Source organism: Changpingibacter yushuensis, assembly GCF_014041995.1.
Lineage (GTDB): Bacteria > Actinomycetota > Actinomycetes > Actinomycetales > Actinomycetaceae > Changpingibacter > Changpingibacter yushuensis.
The window spans coordinates 1030112-1045891 of the sequence record NZ_CP059492.1; the positions used below are offsets into that span (position 1 = coordinate 1030112).

At 58.5% G+C, this 15780-nt stretch carries 20 protein-coding genes and 1 pseudogene; 12 read left to right on the top strand and 9 right to left on the bottom strand.

Annotated features, from left to right (window positions below; all coding sequences use genetic code 11):
* Positions 1–96: 96 nt before the first annotated feature.
* On the bottom strand, positions 97–255 hold the full coding sequence (locus H2O17_RS04370) for a helix-turn-helix domain-containing protein (RefSeq protein WP_182050526.1): 159 nt from the start codon (positions 253–255) through the stop codon (positions 97–99).
* Between the two features lie 551 nt (positions 256–806).
* On the opposite strand from H2O17_RS04370, the gene H2O17_RS04375 reads away from it, so the two are divergent.
* From H2O17_RS04375 to H2O17_RS04390, 4 genes are all read left to right on the top strand, one after another.
* Complete coding sequence (locus tag H2O17_RS04375) at positions 807–1562, top strand: hypothetical protein (protein WP_182050527.1); 756 nt, start codon at positions 807–809, stop codon at positions 1560–1562.
* A gap of 16 nt (positions 1563–1578) precedes the next feature.
* Positions 1579–2352, top strand: a complete 774-nt coding sequence (locus H2O17_RS04380) for a hypothetical protein (RefSeq protein ID WP_182050528.1) — start codon at positions 1579–1581, stop codon at positions 2350–2352.
* The gene (locus H2O17_RS04385; protein ID WP_182050529.1) at positions 2349–2924 is read left to right on the top strand and encodes a hypothetical protein; all 576 of its coding nucleotides are present in this window, start codon (positions 2349–2351) and stop codon (positions 2922–2924) included. The genes H2O17_RS04380 and H2O17_RS04385 overlap by 4 nt, the downstream gene beginning before the upstream one ends.
* 228 nt (positions 2925–3152) lie before the next feature.
* Positions 3153–3341 (top strand): hypothetical protein, encoded by a 189-nt coding sequence (locus H2O17_RS04390; RefSeq protein ID WP_182050530.1) that lies wholly within the window; start codon positions 3153–3155, stop codon positions 3339–3341.
* A 1-nt stretch (position 3342) separates the two neighbouring features.
* Here H2O17_RS04390 and H2O17_RS04395 read toward each other — a convergent pair whose 3' ends face one another.
* Complete coding sequence (locus tag H2O17_RS04395) at positions 3343–3696, bottom strand: hypothetical protein (RefSeq protein ID WP_182050531.1); 354 nt, start codon at positions 3694–3696, stop codon at positions 3343–3345.
* A gap of 112 nt (positions 3697–3808) precedes the next feature.
* Between H2O17_RS04395 and H2O17_RS04400 the strand changes: the two genes are divergently transcribed.
* The 6 genes from H2O17_RS04400 to H2O17_RS04425 all read left to right on the top strand — a co-directional run bounded on the left by H2O17_RS04400 (position 3809) and on the right by H2O17_RS04425 (position 8355).
* A complete protein-coding gene (locus H2O17_RS04400) occupies positions 3809–4468 on the top strand; it encodes a hypothetical protein (protein WP_182050532.1) in 660 nt (219 codons plus the stop codon).
* A gap of 79 nt (positions 4469–4547) precedes the next feature.
* Positions 4548–5258, top strand: a complete 711-nt coding sequence (locus H2O17_RS04405; RefSeq protein WP_182050533.1) for a hypothetical protein — start codon at positions 4548–4550, stop codon at positions 5256–5258.
* Between the two features lie 112 nt (positions 5259–5370).
* A complete protein-coding gene (locus tag H2O17_RS04410) occupies positions 5371–5859 on the top strand; it encodes a hypothetical protein (protein ID WP_182050534.1) in 489 nt (162 codons plus the stop codon).
* The gene (locus tag H2O17_RS04415; protein ID WP_182050535.1) at positions 5856–6209 is read left to right on the top strand and encodes a hypothetical protein; all 354 of its coding nucleotides are present in this window, start codon (positions 5856–5858) and stop codon (positions 6207–6209) included. The genes H2O17_RS04410 and H2O17_RS04415 overlap by 4 nt, the downstream gene beginning before the upstream one ends.
* Before the next feature lie 22 nt (positions 6210–6231).
* On the top strand, positions 6232–7011 hold the full coding sequence (locus H2O17_RS04420) for a hypothetical protein (RefSeq protein ID WP_182050536.1): 780 nt from the start codon (positions 6232–6234) through the stop codon (positions 7009–7011).
* Positions 7012–7098: 87 nt separating this feature from the next.
* Positions 7099–8355 carry a DUF7007 domain-containing protein gene (locus H2O17_RS04425; protein ID WP_182050537.1) on the top strand — a complete coding sequence of 419 codons (1257 nt, stop codon included), beginning with the start codon at positions 7099–7101 and terminating at the stop codon, positions 8353–8355.
* Between the two features lie 183 nt (positions 8356–8538).
* Here H2O17_RS04425 and H2O17_RS04430 read toward each other — a convergent pair whose 3' ends face one another.
* A complete protein-coding gene (locus tag H2O17_RS04430) occupies positions 8539–10449 on the bottom strand; it encodes an AAA family ATPase (protein WP_182050538.1) in 1911 nt (636 codons plus the stop codon).
* Positions 10450–10766: 317 nt separating this feature from the next.
* On the opposite strand from H2O17_RS04430, the gene H2O17_RS04435 reads away from it, so the two are divergent.
* The gene (locus H2O17_RS04435) at positions 10767–11090 is read left to right on the top strand and encodes a hypothetical protein (protein ID WP_182050539.1); all 324 of its coding nucleotides are present in this window, start codon (positions 10767–10769) and stop codon (positions 11088–11090) included.
* A gap of 13 nt (positions 11091–11103) precedes the next feature.
* On the opposite strand, the gene H2O17_RS04440 is transcribed toward H2O17_RS04435, so the two are convergent.
* The 3 genes from H2O17_RS04440 to H2O17_RS04450 are packed head-to-tail and all read right to left on the bottom strand — an operon-like array spanning position 11104 to position 12790.
* A complete protein-coding gene (locus tag H2O17_RS04440) occupies positions 11104–11520 on the bottom strand; it encodes a hypothetical protein (protein WP_182050540.1) in 417 nt (138 codons plus the stop codon).
* A complete protein-coding gene (locus tag H2O17_RS04445; RefSeq protein ID WP_182050541.1) occupies positions 11517–12323 on the bottom strand; it encodes an HNH endonuclease family protein in 807 nt (268 codons plus the stop codon). Before H2O17_RS04445 ends, H2O17_RS04440 begins: the two co-directional genes overlap by 4 nt.
* Before the next feature lie 20 nt (positions 12324–12343).
* On the bottom strand, positions 12344–12790 hold the full coding sequence (locus H2O17_RS04450; RefSeq protein WP_182050542.1) for a hypothetical protein: 447 nt from the start codon (positions 12788–12790) through the stop codon (positions 12344–12346).
* A gap of 119 nt (positions 12791–12909) precedes the next feature.
* On the opposite strand from H2O17_RS04450, the gene H2O17_RS04455 reads away from it, so the two are divergent.
* Positions 12910–13392, top strand: coding sequence for a hypothetical protein (locus H2O17_RS04455; protein WP_182050543.1), 483 nt, complete (start codon positions 12910–12912; stop codon positions 13390–13392).
* A gap of 132 nt (positions 13393–13524) precedes the next feature.
* Here the strand turns inward: H2O17_RS04455 and H2O17_RS04460 are convergent.
* The 3 genes and pseudogenes from H2O17_RS04460 to H2O17_RS11800 form a co-directional block, all read right to left on the bottom strand.
* Positions 13525–14763, bottom strand: a pseudogene (locus H2O17_RS04460) (IS256 family transposase).
* Between the two features lie 446 nt (positions 14764–15209).
* The gene (locus H2O17_RS04465; RefSeq protein WP_182051066.1) at positions 15210–15425 is read right to left on the bottom strand and encodes a hypothetical protein; all 216 of its coding nucleotides are present in this window, start codon (positions 15423–15425) and stop codon (positions 15210–15212) included.
* A gap of 169 nt (positions 15426–15594) precedes the next feature.
* Positions 15595–15774: a zinc ribbon domain-containing protein gene (locus H2O17_RS11800; protein ID WP_220456825.1), complete on the bottom strand. Its 180-nt coding sequence runs from the start codon at positions 15772–15774 to the stop codon at positions 15595–15597.
* Positions 15775–15780: the final 6 nt, after the last annotated feature.

Below are 15780 nucleotides of genomic sequence, written 5' to 3' on the forward strand. Positions count from 1 at the left end.
AAGTGCAGAAGTGCCGGCTAGACAACCGCCGCCCACTCTGTGTTGAACGGCGTCGTAACGCGTCATCGGCGACCCAGAAGAATAATGCCAACTGGCTCATGCGTCTTCTGCCTTATCTTTGTCCGCAGGCACAACTTCGAGGATGTCTGCCATTTGGCAGTCGAGTGCTCCGCAAATGCGCAGAAACTTGTCTGCCGTGTCCCACACGATCCGGGCCGTAGCCGATGCTGCTGCCCTCGTTGCCTCGTTCGCCATGCCTCGTTGCTCCTATGTTTTCGCGCACTGATACCACTCACTCACCGTGAGTCGGCCTCTTTGCATGTGGTCTCGCGAACCTCGTGGACGTGTTCGGCGAGACCGTTCACCACGGATTACCCTAGTCTGTCATCTTCATGGAGAGCCATGTGGAATCGTATAGCGGGAGTTACTGCTTCACGTCGATGAGGGTGTATGCGGCCTCGTCTTCGTCGAAGAACTCTTCTCCGTTGACTTCGGTCATTTCAAACATCGACTCGTGCATTTCGCACTGTACGAGGTACTCACCACCTGCAAGGGCCTCCTCTTTCGCGACGCAGAAGGTATCCTGCTCCCGTTCTTCCGTGGCATGTGAGCAAGGATGACGTGGTATATGTGGTCCACTCCTCTTTACTGTCGGCCCCGCTCCCTCGGTCCAATCGCGACCCACCACCGACGCCTTAGAGCTGAGGCGGCGATACGGACACATCCGCCAATGTCAGTGCACCGAGTGGGGAGTTCACATCCGGCGGTGCATGGGCAATCCATATATCGCCGCACACTACTGGGGTATGAGCGCAGTATTTGACGAGCACGATCACCCTCGCACCCCGCATGGACAGTTCACGACCAAGTCTGGACAGAACACCGCTTCAGGCGTGAGTCTGGCGGGACATGCCGCGTGGAGTATTGACGACCCCGAGTTTCAGAGGATGAACGGTTCACTGCCTCACCTAGATGGGGCAGAAATCGAGTTCGACAATGGCGAAAAGGCGATCATCCACGTCCTTTCCTTGCGTGGATCAACATCCACGTACACACACCTGACCGACCTTGAGGGGAACGAGCGTCCGATGTATATCCCGTCCCCACATACCTACCGCATTACCTCGTGGGACGGTGACCCGCAGCGGTTGGAGAACGAACTTGAGTACGTGAATCGGCGACAAGAAACCATAAAGGCGGCCCGCGAAGAGGAGCAGCGTCGGACCGATGTCTTCAACCTTTTCGACGCTCAAGACGAATACTTCGCCGAGTCCATGACCGTTGTCGACGCCAGTGGGTCCGTGCGCATCCCGTACGCCAATGCCGATGGGTCGCGCAGTGGATATCTCTTCTACACCCCGGAAGATGGTTCGATCCATGTTCGTCCGGGTTCGGATACGACGTCCCAGCGGTACACACGTATGAAGAACGTCTGCGAGACCAGCGCATTCGGTGAGGCCGCCCAGACGTATGTGGACGCGCACAAGGACTGCGTTGCGTGCATGAAGAGTTCGCGTGAACAAGGCGACCTCCTCGAAGAGACCTACGGACGCCGTTACTAAAGGAAGAAGAACACCCATGACCCATCCCACAGATGCCCGCCGAGAACTGTACCGACGCCCCACCGGAGAGTTCGGCAACCAGCCGGGAGTCAACGCAGCCTCGAGCGTGAGTCTCGCGCCAGATACGCCACACCTGAACATTGACGAGCCGAGATTCCAGACGATGACCGGACCCCTGCCCCATCTGGATGGGGCGCGAGTAGAGTTTTCCGATGGACGGTCAGGGACTATCCGAGTGAAGACCCCTCATGGTTATCGTGCTGCCGCCGCTTACGTGGAAGACGAGTCGGGAGAACGTGTGGAATCCTACATCCCACCGTCCACCACCTACCGGCTCACCTCCTGGGACGGCAGCCAGGAACGCCTCGACGACGAACTCACACTCATCCGTCTCCGCCAAGACGAGAACGACTCCTACGATGCCATGGATGAGGCGAGAGACCGTGTTGCCGGATGCTTTTCCGATGAGGACGAGCTCTTCTCGCGAACACCCTATTGCACCGATCGCAGCGGGGTGCCAGAGCTTCGAGTGCCATACTCCAACATCAGATCTCCGCAAAACTCCGGCGCGCTCTATTACAACCCGCAGACGAAAACCGTGAGAGCAGGGGCACGTGCGAACACGAGGTCTAGGAGAGCGGCGCGTATCAGGAAGCTCATGTCGACACCTGAGTTCATGAGTGCCGCAGATGATCTTATGCGTGAGTCCGCGAACTTTCTCGATGCACAGGGCGCCCTCATCGCCCACCAGCTCCATCTCGAACACGTCTATGGGATGAGGTTCTCATGAGTGGGTCGTTTTCTGAGTCCGAGCATTCACGGGATCCCATGGGCAGGTTCACCTCACGGGCGGGGATTCGTAACGTCCCGGACGTGAGCCTCACACCGACAGAGCCACGCTTGAGCATTGACGACCCGGAGTTCGCGGCGATGACAGGGCCCCTGCCTCATCTGGATGGGGCAGTGATTGAGTTCGATGACGGGTTTCGCGCCTATATTGGCACGCAAACCCACTACGTGGAACTCGAGACCGGCTACGTGCCTGAAGAGACCGAATGCTTCTATCGCGATCAGCGTGGAGAGACGTACAACCTCATTACCCCGTCCAATCATGCGTATCGCATTGTCTCGTGGGACGGGGATGAGCAGCGGTTACAGGACGAGTTGGCGCTTGTCCACCTGCGCAACCGCCTAGGGGAACTCGCATCTGCCGAGCCGGACAATTATGCCGATCGCATCGCCAACGCTGTCCTTATCACGGAGACATCTCGGCTCATCCGCGAGCACCTCACATATGTGGAGACCACCTACGGCAGACGGAGAAAGGATCTGCGTTATGCGTGGGCTGGCTCCCTCGACTAGTCACATCCACTCGCATAAGGAGACAGACATGACCAGCGACGCAGCGTCCCGCCGAGAACAGTCTCGACGGCCGACTGGGCAGTTCGGGAAACAGAATCGCCCCCATGGGCAGGGAAAGATTGCCCTCGCGCCGTCTATCCCCGAATCGGTGGATCTGACGGGATTTCAGCCCCGGGGAAAGGGTTTGTCAAAACCACGGGAGAAGACAACACGGTCAGTGTCGACGTGATGGATGGGCAGGTGGTGGTCTCACATGAGACGTTCAGTCCTAGCGGCTTCCTGTCCGTCAGCTCACTCATGTTCGATCCAGATGATGGCGTGGGCATCACCCGCGCTATTGACGAGTTTTCTTCCGAGAGCCAGATAGAGCCGCCAGCACACAACTCGATTTCGCGTGAGCGTGCATGGGGGTTGTGAGCTAGGCGATCTCTGGGGTGCCGAAAGAGATGCGGTTGCCATGCACCCACCATCCCTGCAACTGGATGGGGGTGTGTATCAGGTTATTGTGGGCGGTTCCCATGAGAGGGAGTGGGACGACGGCGCGGTAGGTCCATCCTCGAGTCTTGGCGAAGAATGCGAGAGTGTCCCAGAGGGCAGGCTCATCCGTGGTAACGAAGTACTCGACGACTCGCAGTCCGGTGACTTTGATGATGCCGATGTGCGCGTCGGTTCCGTCCACACGGAGAGTCTTCATTGTGACATGCTCGCCTGAGCCTGCCCATGAGCCTCGTGCCGCTTCCATGACTTTGACGAGCGTGGGGTCGTTGGTCATGGTGTCTTCTCCTGTGTTGTGAGGCGGTTGATATCTCCACTTCTGTTGTGTGCGGCTGGGTGGTTGTGGGTTGCCCTTGTGGGTGGGTGTGGGCGCCGCACACTACTGGGGTATGAGAACAGCATTTGATGAGTCCGACCATCCACGCAGGCCCACTGGAGAGTTCACGACTAAGGCGGGGGTCAACGCACCTGGCGGGCTGAGTCTTGAGAGCCCGTCGCGCTTCTCATCCGAGGAAGACGAACAGATCCGCCTTGCCCACGACATCATGGTTGATCCGGACGGATACGCCCGGACCCATGACATCCCGACTTTCACAGAGCTTGGCAGTCACGGATGGGCGAAACTCATCGGCGATACGTACATGTCTGCCGGAGTGAATGGGCGAGAGACTGTCGTTCACATGGGCAATGCGACGATCACAAGCTTCCAAGGAGATACATCCACCGAACGGGCATACTCGATGCGACTGGGGGATCAGAGCCGGATACGACACACAGAGGATCTCCACAGCACGCTCGACACCATTGAGCATTCGGCAGGTGGGGTGAGCGAGCGCTTGACCGTTGATGGTGAGTCATCCATTGTGTTCACGAGCCGACGCGGAGAAGCAGTGTCGCGAACGGGAGACGGTACCTACCTTGTCGGTCGTGGCGAAACTCTCAGTCAGTCCGAGGTGGATGAGAGGTTCGGTCCCCAATGTTGCTTCCACTCCTCATTCGACGAGGCAACATTCGATGAGAACGCCGAGTTCTTGACTGGCTCGCGATAGGTCTGCCTTGGTAGGTGAGGACACCTCTACCCGCACACATAAACAGTGTCCACACACCACCCCATAAGAGGAGAACCTCGTGGCAGACAGTATCGAACCCGTACACGTCGACGAAGCCGGATATGAGACCCACCCAGCGTTCGGTGTCGTCACAGTTTCTCGGAGTCACGGAGACCGTAGGGCTGTGTTCCAGTCCGACATTGAACACAACGACACGATCCGTCTGCGGGTGTTCCACGCCGACCGCAGGCGAAACCTCAAACGAGACTGGGTGCATCCGACCCAACGAATCCTTGAAATCGAGATGAGTCTGGCCCAATGGGGTGAGCTCGTCTCTTCCATCGGCATCGGTTCAGGCGTCCCTGTCACACTTCGGTCCACCGAGTCACGCCACCACATCCCCGAACTCGAGTTCGCACCGCGCGTGGAGGTGTCCTTGTCGGAAGTTGATTCGGCGGTCGACACTCTCTTGGAAGACATCACCACCTCTCTGACTGATGTGGAAGAGGCCATCGAATCCAAGGCTGGCATCCGGGCGACCCGTGACGCTATGCGCAAGCTCCGCTCCTGCGTCGAGAACGCCCGCCCAAACGCCCGCTATGTCGTCACAGCCTTGTCCGAGGCGGCAGAAAAGGTCGTCTCCCAATCCAAGGCCGACATCGAAGCCACCATTCTTCACGCCTACGGTGCCGTTACCGGAGTGGATACTCCCGCCGCACTGGGTGGTCAGACCCACGACAGTGGACGCCTGACCGAAACCCGCACACAAGACTCCCATGAAGACGAATGATGCGACACAATGCTGCCCCACGAGGTTCAGCGACACTGACCGTGAGCGTTTCGAGATTGTTCGGAGGGCTGACAGGTATCCGGGCGCGACCCTGCTCGATGAGAATGTGCGCGTGAGTGTCGGGGAGGGTTCGCTCACGTTTGACAAGGATATGGACGCTCACCGCCTGCTTGTTGTTCGGGATGCTGAGAAGACCTCGATCACTGTTTCATCGGGAGGGGTGGGTCAGGTTCATCTCGATTCGTTCCACGGAGGGTATCGGGAGTGGAGCGTCGTGTCTGAAAACGGGATGCTTCGTGCCCACTACGTTCCGCTTGCCTTCGGTGCGGTGGATGTGTGTATCGAGGGTGGTGATGGAAGCGTGAACCGGAGGAGTGATGCCTTGGGTCCTGCGTGCTACGTGTTCGCAACCGGTCATGTTCTTGTGCGTCGGGGAGAGTCGGACACGTTTGTTGTCGACGATCAGGGTTCCGGCAGGAGAGAAATCATCGGTCAGAGTGTGCTTGATGAGCGGTTTGGACCCCAGTGTTGCTTCCACTCCGGGTACGACATCGGTGTCTTTGATGAGGTTGTGGACTTCTTTGCGAGGGCTGAGCGATGAACATTGTCGTTATGCCTGCCGGGGAGTATTGGCTGACCGACCCGTGCTATGCGATCCCGGATGAGGAATGGTCCTCGTGGGTTGAGCGGGCCGAGGCGGGTGGTGATGTCATGTGCGCCCCGGTGCGTGGGCATATGGTCATGGCGTTTGCGACCGCTTACGGTGACGGAGTCTATGACGGTGTGCCGGTGGATTCCGGACTCATCGGGCTTGTTCCCACCCGTGTTGCCAGCCGGAGTTTTGTGGGCAGGAGTGTCCTCGTCCCGGATGGGGAGAGCCTCATCTGTGTCCGCCACGATGACGGGCGTCTGGTCTTTGGCACGATCAGTATCGAGACAGCAACTGAGTAAGTGGCCCGCACACTACTAGGGCATGAGCATGAACAGTGACGCCGTCGACCGGCGAGAGCAGTATCGTCGCCCGACCGGACAGTTCGGTCATCAGCCGGGTGCGGGGGAGGCAGCCACTGTCAGTCTTGCCCCGGGGTTCCCAGAAGGGGTCAATCTGACCGGGTTCGCTGTGACGAATGGGCTCGCTTCCTTCCGTGTGGGCGATGACGAAGAGGTCACTGTGGTGATGGACGGGGAGGAAGTTGTGGTCAGCAAAGTTGTCTACGACGATGAAGGAATCCTCTACACGCAAGACGATGTCATCAACGCGGGAGATATTGATGGCGTCAACGAGTCTCTTGACCGTTTGACGAAGCGAGCTGACACACCACAGGCACACATCTGGGAAGAAGATGGGTCCACATTCACTCAGATGCCGGACGGTAGTTTGAGTGAATATCGGGACGGAGTTGTGGTGCGGCGTTGGGTGCTCCGGGATGATGGTGTTCTCCGGGTCGACAATCTCATGGTGGGGCAGGCATACGCGTCGGGTGCGACGAAAGAAGAGGTTGATGCAGCCCTTTTCCCGTCCACAAACGGACGCCCACAATTCTTCGAGCGCAACGAGATTCTGGCTGCCCTGGCCGACGGACGACAGATCGCCACCGTGTATGGTCCTGACCGTCCTGAAGTTGCTCAAGAGATCGCCAGATACGTGCAGGGTCTCGAGTATCACCCCAATCCCAGTGAAAGAACCTTGCGAGCGATCACCAACGGAAAGCGGTACCTCAACGATGCCTATTACGGCTACGTCATGATCTGAGCAGTTCATGTCCTACCGGGGGGCTGCCAGAGATGGTGGCTTCCCGGTTGTTTGTGTCTGTGGGTGGCACCCGCACACTACTAGGGCATGAGCATGAGTGCGAGCGCCAAGGAGCGCCAAGAACAGTACCGCAAGCCCACTGGTGAATACGGCAACCAGCCGGGAGTCAACGCCCCCGGGGGCGTGTCTTTAGCCCCAGACACGTTGACGCGTGATGAGTTTGCCCGCACTCATTCCATCCCAGGACCAGATGAGGACTGGACCCAAGAAGCCCTGACCGGAGGGTTCTCCAAGCAAGGATGGGGACAACTCAACCACGCCACACCGATCGCCACCGGGATCACCATATGCGACGGTGAAAGCCATGGCGGCATCAAGCTTTCCCCCGAGCGCAACGCCCACATACCCAAGTCCCTGCGCACGAGCTCGGGGTGGTATGAGGAAGACTGCGAGTTCCACATTGTCTCCATGTGCTACCCAGAAGAGTTCTCCCGCTCGACGGCATGGACGAACAATCGCAGTGCCGATGAGTGGTTTGAAGACTCGAGTGACAGCGTGCGCGGATGGTTCCCCAACCAATGGGAAGAAGCCACCGGTAGAACAATCGCACCCGGTGAGTCTCGCCTACGCGACGAGCAGGTGTTCATGGAGGAAACGAAAGACGCTTTCCACCTGCGCACATGCAAGAGTGACGCCGAGAATCCCGGATGCCTCATCGCCAGTCTCCGCCGCCCATCCGATGACAAAGGGGTTCTCGCGCGTGTGTCGGAAGAGGCAGATCACAGGTGTTCCCACCTCAAGGCATACGACGAGACCTCGCTCGATGTCCTCTCCGAAGCGGTCACCCCAGTTCTGGCCGAGAAGAGGATCTATAAAGGTGCGTCACCCGACTTTTCTCATCTCTCCCCGTCACGCCGGCACGCGGCGGGAGAGGCCCTGGGCAAGCTGTACCGCTACCCAGAGGGGGTCATGAGCCGGGCAGAGCACATCGCCACACTCCCCGTCACGGGGCGTGAACACATCGGGCGTGGCTATTACATCGCCTACGATCAGAAAAACGACAATGGAACAACGACGACCCATGTGACGAAGCTGCCCAAGGAGGCGTGGGAGGCGTACGGGCACATCCCTGAACGGACAGATGTCGTAGATGACGAGCGCATCGCCCAGCGTGGATGGAGCGTTGCCGGGTTCGACAAAGCCCATGCCGCCTACGTCGCGAGCGCCCGTGAGAATGGATACCTGACGCAGAACGGGCAGGTGTCTAGGGATGCTCCGCAAGAGGCCAAGGATGTGTTTGAGGATCTGAGGGTTTTCGGTGCTCGGAACTGGTTGAACAGCTGACAGGAGGTTGTCATCTTGGCTCAACCACGGAGAACAGTCGCAACCCCGTGGGTCCTGCCGGTGTGGTGAAGGCTGTATAGGCATTTTCCGGCGTCAACTCGAACCTCTACAAGGTCACGAATATCAAGACGCTTCGTGACAAGTTGGTGTTGCACTAGTTCTGACGGAGGAGGCGAGACGGAGTCAGTCAAGATACCTGTTGATTGCCGCTATCAGCGCTTCTGCACGATCTAGGACCGTCTTCGTTGCTTTTGGCAGGCTCTTGCGGCGTAACAGAGCCCCAGCCGGTGCGAAGTGATTCAGGTGCCCACCGTTGATCCCGCGCTGGGCGAACGCCGCCTCGACATTCTTGACGATTCGAGGACCCGTGGAAAGCTCTTCCGTGGTCAGAGGCTGATCTTTCAGCAAACCTCTGTAAGCATCATTGACGAGTTCGATGTAGAACCTAGGCGCGAGAAGGTCTTCAACATCAGCTTCATCGCGTTCCAGGGCGTCACCCACTTCTACTAGTCCCCCAGCGTAGAGCTTTCCGGCTTTACGTAGATCGGTGATCGTCTGTGCGTTGCCCGCTGACGAGTCAGTCAGGACGGCGACGGTTATGTCGTTCGCGCCGAACAGCGTGAGGAACGCAGGAAGTTTTGTGATACCGCCGCCAGGAACGATTGTCCATCTGTCGTCCAACCCGGTGCGTTCTGCGAGTTTCAGTTGATCGGAGAGGTATTGAAGATAGACCACATCGGATGGTCCCTCAACGAACAGTACCTCGGGACCAATAAAGAGGGTCTGCGTGAGTTCGATTCCAAGAGCTGCGTGAAGTGGGAAGGCTGACTCACCATCCACACGGAGCACGTCTGCCGAGACAACTGTGCCCAACTTCTCGTCATCGACAACGGTTCGGACCTGGTTGAAGTGCCTTGGATCGACCATGAATGGCGAGTGAGTGCTGAACAGGACTTGGTGATGTGGCGCAAGCCGTTCGGAAATGAACCGAAGGAGGTCATGTTGAGCGGTGGCGTGAAGGCTGAGACCGGGTTCGTCGAGCAACAGGATCAGGGGCTGAGTGGCTTCTGCCTCCAACTTAGAAAAGTAGGCAAGGAAAGAAAAGAACCACACGAAGCCGCGTGAGCGCTCATCGAACGGGACCGTGACACGGTGCCTGAGATTGCGGACACGAACTTGAAGCAGCGGTCCCTGATCAAGAGGTTGCACCGCTCCAGTTTCAGGCTTCGCGATGACCGTGAGTTCGACCTGTAGGTTCTTGTTCTGACTCCAGTACTCGAAAATTTCGTCACTGATCGTGTTTGATGCGTTCTCCATCTGACGGATCAAGTGCTCGTGACTCTCAGGACTGCTGAAGTCTTCTAACTCGACTTGCGCCAATGAGAGTAGCGCGAGCAGAGCTTCCTCGCCCTTGGTCAGGTCTGCGGCGTCTCGCTTTGTGATCAGCCGGGGGATTGAGATCTTCCCTGGCATCACGTCGTAGTCGCCAAAATACACGAAGACGGGGCGGCGCTTAACAAGCACGTCGATGGCGGCAAGGACCGGATCGCTATTTCGCCATTGCTTCACCCTGGCGATCACAGCATCGCTACCAGGTGTCGTGCCTTCCATTCCTTCCAGCACGTCGAGCAACTCGGCGACCGTCGTGGCACCAGATGCTGCCTGCATATCAGTTTGCGGCAACTCAAGCCCGGTGCGGAGTGTCTCGGTGACGGCGGACTCATCCACCGTGACGCCCCACTCGCCAACCTTGTAACGGTAGCCAGTGGTGACGGTGATCTTCCGCGACGCGAGGGAGTCGTTACCAAGAACTGCCTCGACTGCCGCCACATCGTCATCATCGAGTTCGTAGGTCAGGGTCGTCACCGGGAGGGGTTGGTCCCCTTGAACTTCGCGTGTCTTGTGGCTCGGGTAATCCAAACCTGAATCGAATGGGGTGGTTGTGATCGGGCGGCTCTTGTAGAGAGCCTGGAGGGTCGCTGTCTTGCCGGACTCGTTCTTACCCACGAGGCAGGTGACATCGGCTTCCACGTCGAACTCCGTGGGTCCTTCGATGCTGCGGTAACGCCGGATCTCGGCATGGATCAGTTTCACGGACGCTCCTCGCTGGACGGACAGTGGTTTCCGTGATCCATCGTAGCTGTCCCAACAATCACGAGTTGCTGAGACACGGCGTCGAACAGGTGCATCGAATGGACTGATCCGCACACTGGCCCGATACACCTCCTGAAGACTCATTCTCAAATGTCCGAACCTAGAAGTACTCTTAGAAATGGGACAGAGACGAGTAGATGATAATCGAGGGCAACGTGATTTACGGCTACATCAGAGTCAACACCGCGCAGCAAGCTAGGGAAGGAACCTCGCTCGCCTCCCAACGGTAGGCACTGGCTGAAGCGGGTGCGGAGCGTTTGTGCAAGGACGCCGGTCAGCCGGGAGCAAAGAAGAGCCGCCCGGCCTTGGACGATCTGCTCAACCATCTCCGCCTTGGCGACGCGGTGGTCGTCACCACATTCATGACGCCGGTTGGTAGGGGTGTTGTCATGAGCTTGTCTCAGACGTGGTATGACCTCGTTTCTCGGACAAATGATGGCGGAGTTCCCCGTACGGTTGCTGAAGTGCGCGCAGCGCTCGATCGGGTGGTTTCGATAGAGGAGAAGCGGAAGCTTGTTGCCTCGAAGAAGAGGGTGCCACTGTCTGTTGCGAAGAGTCTGTCGTCTGTGTCGGCATTTTGACGAAGACTGTCGATCATCGAACGTGGAGGCATCCGTTACGAATGAGTGCGTCGAGGTCCCCGAAGTCGCCGGGGCTTCCCTGCCTTCGTGTGAGTGCCGCGAGCGCCCGGTGGGTGAGGTGGACAGGTATCGGGCCTCCTCGGGCGGAATAGGCTGTCTCAGCGCTGATTGTGCATGTGGTGAGGATGCGTAGGTCCGTTGTGGTGGTGATTTCGAGGAGTTGGCCGTCGGCGATGAGGTCGTCGATCGCGTCGCGGGGGTGAGCCGTTAAGACGGAGAGGACGCCAAGAGTTTCCTCGCGTGTGCGCAGGCACGACCAGAATCCGGTTGGGGGCGTGTGTCCATGTGCGACATAGACTCGACCGGTGTCCAGTGGACGCACTGATATGGCCTGCATCCACGGAGGCAGGGTGTTGTCAGGAAGGTTCACCGGCGCTTGCGCCCTTCCACGAGCCCGAAGTAGATGAGGAAGGCGATGGTCAGTGCAATGATGCTGACCGAGTTCTCGCGGGCGGTTCTCGTGATCGTGTCGAGAGCGTCACCGGAGGCTTGCACGTTCCCCTCCGTGGTAGATGTGTCTGCGCCGTGCGTGGTCTGCGAGGCTGATGGTGTGGAGCTCGTTGCCATACCGGCACAACCGTGGAGGGTCGAGACGAGAGCATCCTTGTCTTCGGGAGGAATCGTCAGGTCGTGTGTGGCAACGATCGTGGTGAAGTTGACCGCGTACTCGCACGAGAAGTCTGGGTTGGCCGGCATCCAGTCTGAGGGGCCTTTGTCGCCTTTGGACATGTTGGCCTTACCTTGGACAGCCAGAAGATTGTCAGTGTTGTTGGCAAAAGCGACCCGCTCGTCTTGAGTCCACGAGTCCGCCCCGTTCTGCCACGCCCACGAGAGCGGGACAATATGGTCAATTTGAACTTGGGTGGGCGAGGCTTTCGTGAATCGGATAGTTGTCCCCGTGTAGGGGTCTTCCAAGGTGCCGGACTGAACCTTGCAGTCACTTCCCGACACAAGGACGACATCGCTCAGGTCGCGGGCAAGAACATCATTTCTCGTGTCACACCCATTCTTGTCAGTGTCCTTCCACCCGTCGGCGAACTGGGCCGACCTGTCATACTCCGCCGACGGTTCTGAAACCGTGACGGTCAGGGCCTCGGCAGCCGCGAGCGCATCGTCGATTCCGGCATGAGTGATCGTGGCCAAGAAGGTGGTGGCGAGAAGTGCTGTCAACATACCCGAGTAGTGTGCGGGCCTTAGTCCATGCGCACTCCGGGCAGCCCGACGTCGAAGATTGAGGCGAAATAGGTGGAGTTGTCTCTCACCCACGGGGGTGTCATATGGTCGATGTCGTCTTGGCTGACCTCTTGTGTGCCGTTGGATGACGTCACGTTGTAGGTCCCACCTTCCAGTGGTGTGACGACGCATCCGTCCAGGGACCACATGTTGTCAGGGCCCTCGCAGTAGATGTGGTCGGGCAAGATGGCGTTGCGCACGAGTCCTTCACTATCGGATCGGGTCAGAGTAAAAGAGCTGCCCGGAACGTGGACGATGAGGCGTTCACCGTCAGGTGCCGCGAAGTAGTCCACGCCGGGCCAATGCACGGAGCGTTCGGGGTTGATGGTCACGTCGGTCAGCCCATACGTGTGCGGTGTTGCCTGCCCAAAGCACAGGGACCGGGGGATCTCGAAGATGTCGCTCATGTGTTATGTGTGTGCGGGAATCCGCACACACAACACACATGAGCAGATATGAGATACGTCCTCGACGTCGACCAGCCAAACTCAGCCGCAGGGTGCCCGTATGGGTGGGGTTATGCGACGTGAGCAACAAGCGAAAGTACTCAACGAAGCGAGGTGCCAAGGGAGCGGCCAAAGAAGTGCGAGGAGATCGGGAGATGTCGGTCTATAGGTGTCCTGACTGTGGATACTTCCACGTCGGACACACCCATGGCATGACTCGGCAGTTCTTCCGCGACATCCGCACCGAAGAGAATCTGCAACCAGACGAGTTCGACGACAAGCCGACATACCCGGGATACACGACACTGTCACACCTCTCATTCGGTAAGAACCTCATCATTTCGATGCGTTCACGCCGCCATCCCGACCACATCTATATGGCGTGGGAGAAGGTTCGTCCAGGACAAACCCCATTCAGCGACCCGGACAGATCCGACATTCGGGAAGTCACGTGTGAGAAAGACATCCATGCTTTCATCTCCGACCATGCCTCCTACATCCTCCAGACGGAACCACAGCGCGCCCACAAACTCCACATGGAAACCCTGACAGCCCTCGGGTGAGACGCAACGCCGCACCCGCACACTACCCACATGACCAACCAGCATCACTCCTTTGGAGGACACATGTCAGATACACCAGAACTCGACGACGCGGGAGTGTCCGTTTAACGGTGGATGTGGTCTGGCGCATTTTTAGTTGATTCGGCCTTCGAAGGTGATCGCGAAGGCGTTCAGGGCGGGTTTCCACCTGGTTACCCATCGTGCCCGTCCCCGCCCGGTGGGGTCAAGGGAGCGGGTCACCAAGTACAGGCATTTCATCGCGGCCTGCTCATTGGGGAAGTGGCCTCTGGCTCGTACTGCTCGCCGGAAGCGGGCGTTCAGGGATTCGATCGCATTCGTTGAGCAGATCACTCGGCGGATCTCTACGTCGTAGTCCAGGAACGGGATGAACTGGTCCCAGGCCCGCTCCCAGAGTCCCCGAATCGCCGGATACTGGGCGTCCCACTTCGTAGCGAACTCCTCGAACCGTTCCCTAGCTGCGGCCTCAGTGGGGGCCGTATAGACCGGGCGCAGATCCCGGGCGATCTGATCCCAGTACTTCCGGGACGCGAACTTGAACGTGTTACGGACCAAATGGATGATGCACGTCTGCACCGTCGCGAGCTCCCACGTGGTCGTGATCGCCTCGGGCAGGCCTTTCAACCCATCACAGACCACAATGCAGACATCGTCGACACCCCGGTTCTTGATCTCGGTCAAGACGCCGAGCCAGTACTTCGCACCCTCACCACCATCACCGGCCCAGATACCCAGAATGTCGCGTTCCCCGCTGGTGGTGACGCCGATAGCGGCGTAGAACGGCCGGTTGGTGACCTGGCCGTCACGGACCTTCACCACGATCGCGTCGATGAACACCACTGGGTACACGCGATCCAGGGGACGGCCTGCCCACTCTGTCATCTGGTCGATGACCTTGTCGGTGATCTTCGAGATCGTGTCCTTCGACACCCTAGCCCCATACACTTCGGCGAAGTGCGCTGAGACTTCTCCGGTGGTCAGGCCCCGGGCGGTCAAGAACAGCACGATCTGGTCGATCCCGTCCAGCCTGCGCTGCCGTTTGCGCACGATCTGCGGGTCGAACGAGCCGTCCCGATCCCGGGGCACCTCGATCTCGACCGGCCCGATCTCGGTGATCACCGTCTTGGCTCTGGTCCCGTTACGCGCATTCACGTTGTCGGTGACCTAGTGTTTCTCGTAGCCGAGGTGTTCGGTCATCTCCGCATCCAGCGCGGTCTCGATGACCTGTCTGGTCAGCCCGGCCAGCAGGCCTCCCGGCCCGACCAGGCTCACGCCTTGTTCCTTGGCCTGCGCGAGCAGCTGCTCGGCAAGCTCTCTTTGATCAATGATCTGTCCCGTCACGGGATCAATCATTTCGGTCGATCGTGAATCTGTCACTGCCTTACCTTTCAGTCAGGCCAGACCCACATCCACCGTTTACCGGACAGTCCCGCACAGTGAAGAGCCGCCAAAGGCGAAACACAGGTAGAGAGCATTCCGTTGTGCGGTGGGTGGTTGCGGGCGCGGCCCGCAACTTCCCATCGCCCACCGGGCAGGAAGTGGGTAGTTCTAGAACCACGATCTAGAAGTACCTCGCCTTCGTCCCTGCACCGGATGGAGTCACATTCAGATTGTCAAAGCCGTCGGCCTTGAGCTGCCCCTGAGAATCCGAGCTAAACTCACCAACCCATCTTCCAAGGACCAGTTCATGTGGCCGGTAACCTCTCCATCACACTTGGCACTGGCACCACGGGTGGGGGGTTAGGTGCGGGAGGAGGTCAGGTGTGGTGCGTTGAGTGCGCCACACCTGACCTACACACCTACTTGCGGTAGGCGGCTAACGTGTCACTACCAGAACCAAACCAGTCACCAGCAACAAGCTGATCAGAAGAACGCCCAAACACAAAGCCTGGACGAGACCCACCAGCCAACCGATCCTTCACGGCTGCTGCGACGTTGCGACAGAAAATCACCTCAGTCGCCGCTCGTAATGGGGCCTCCGTCACGAAAGTGAGCTCCGCATATATCTCGACCATTCACACCGCGTGCGCCACATTGAACACCCGGAAGAAAGGCGAGATGAAAGTAATGTGTCGTACTTGCAAAACCAAGTACGACGTCGACGACAACGCCCTTGATGTCATCGAGCTGCGAAGCTGACAGCATGGTAAGTACGACCACGGATGAATCCGGGGGCTTTTAGGCTCAGGTAGCGCCGTCAAGAACCGGGGTTCTCTCGGGTCGGCTTACACCATCAACACCTACCTGGTTTACTTCTGCCAGGGCCAGAATCGTCTGGGCTGCGTTCACATCACGGTCTGCGGTGTAACCGCATTCGCACCTGAAAGTTCGTTCGGACAGGCTCAGGCGGGTCTTGGCTATCATTTCCGC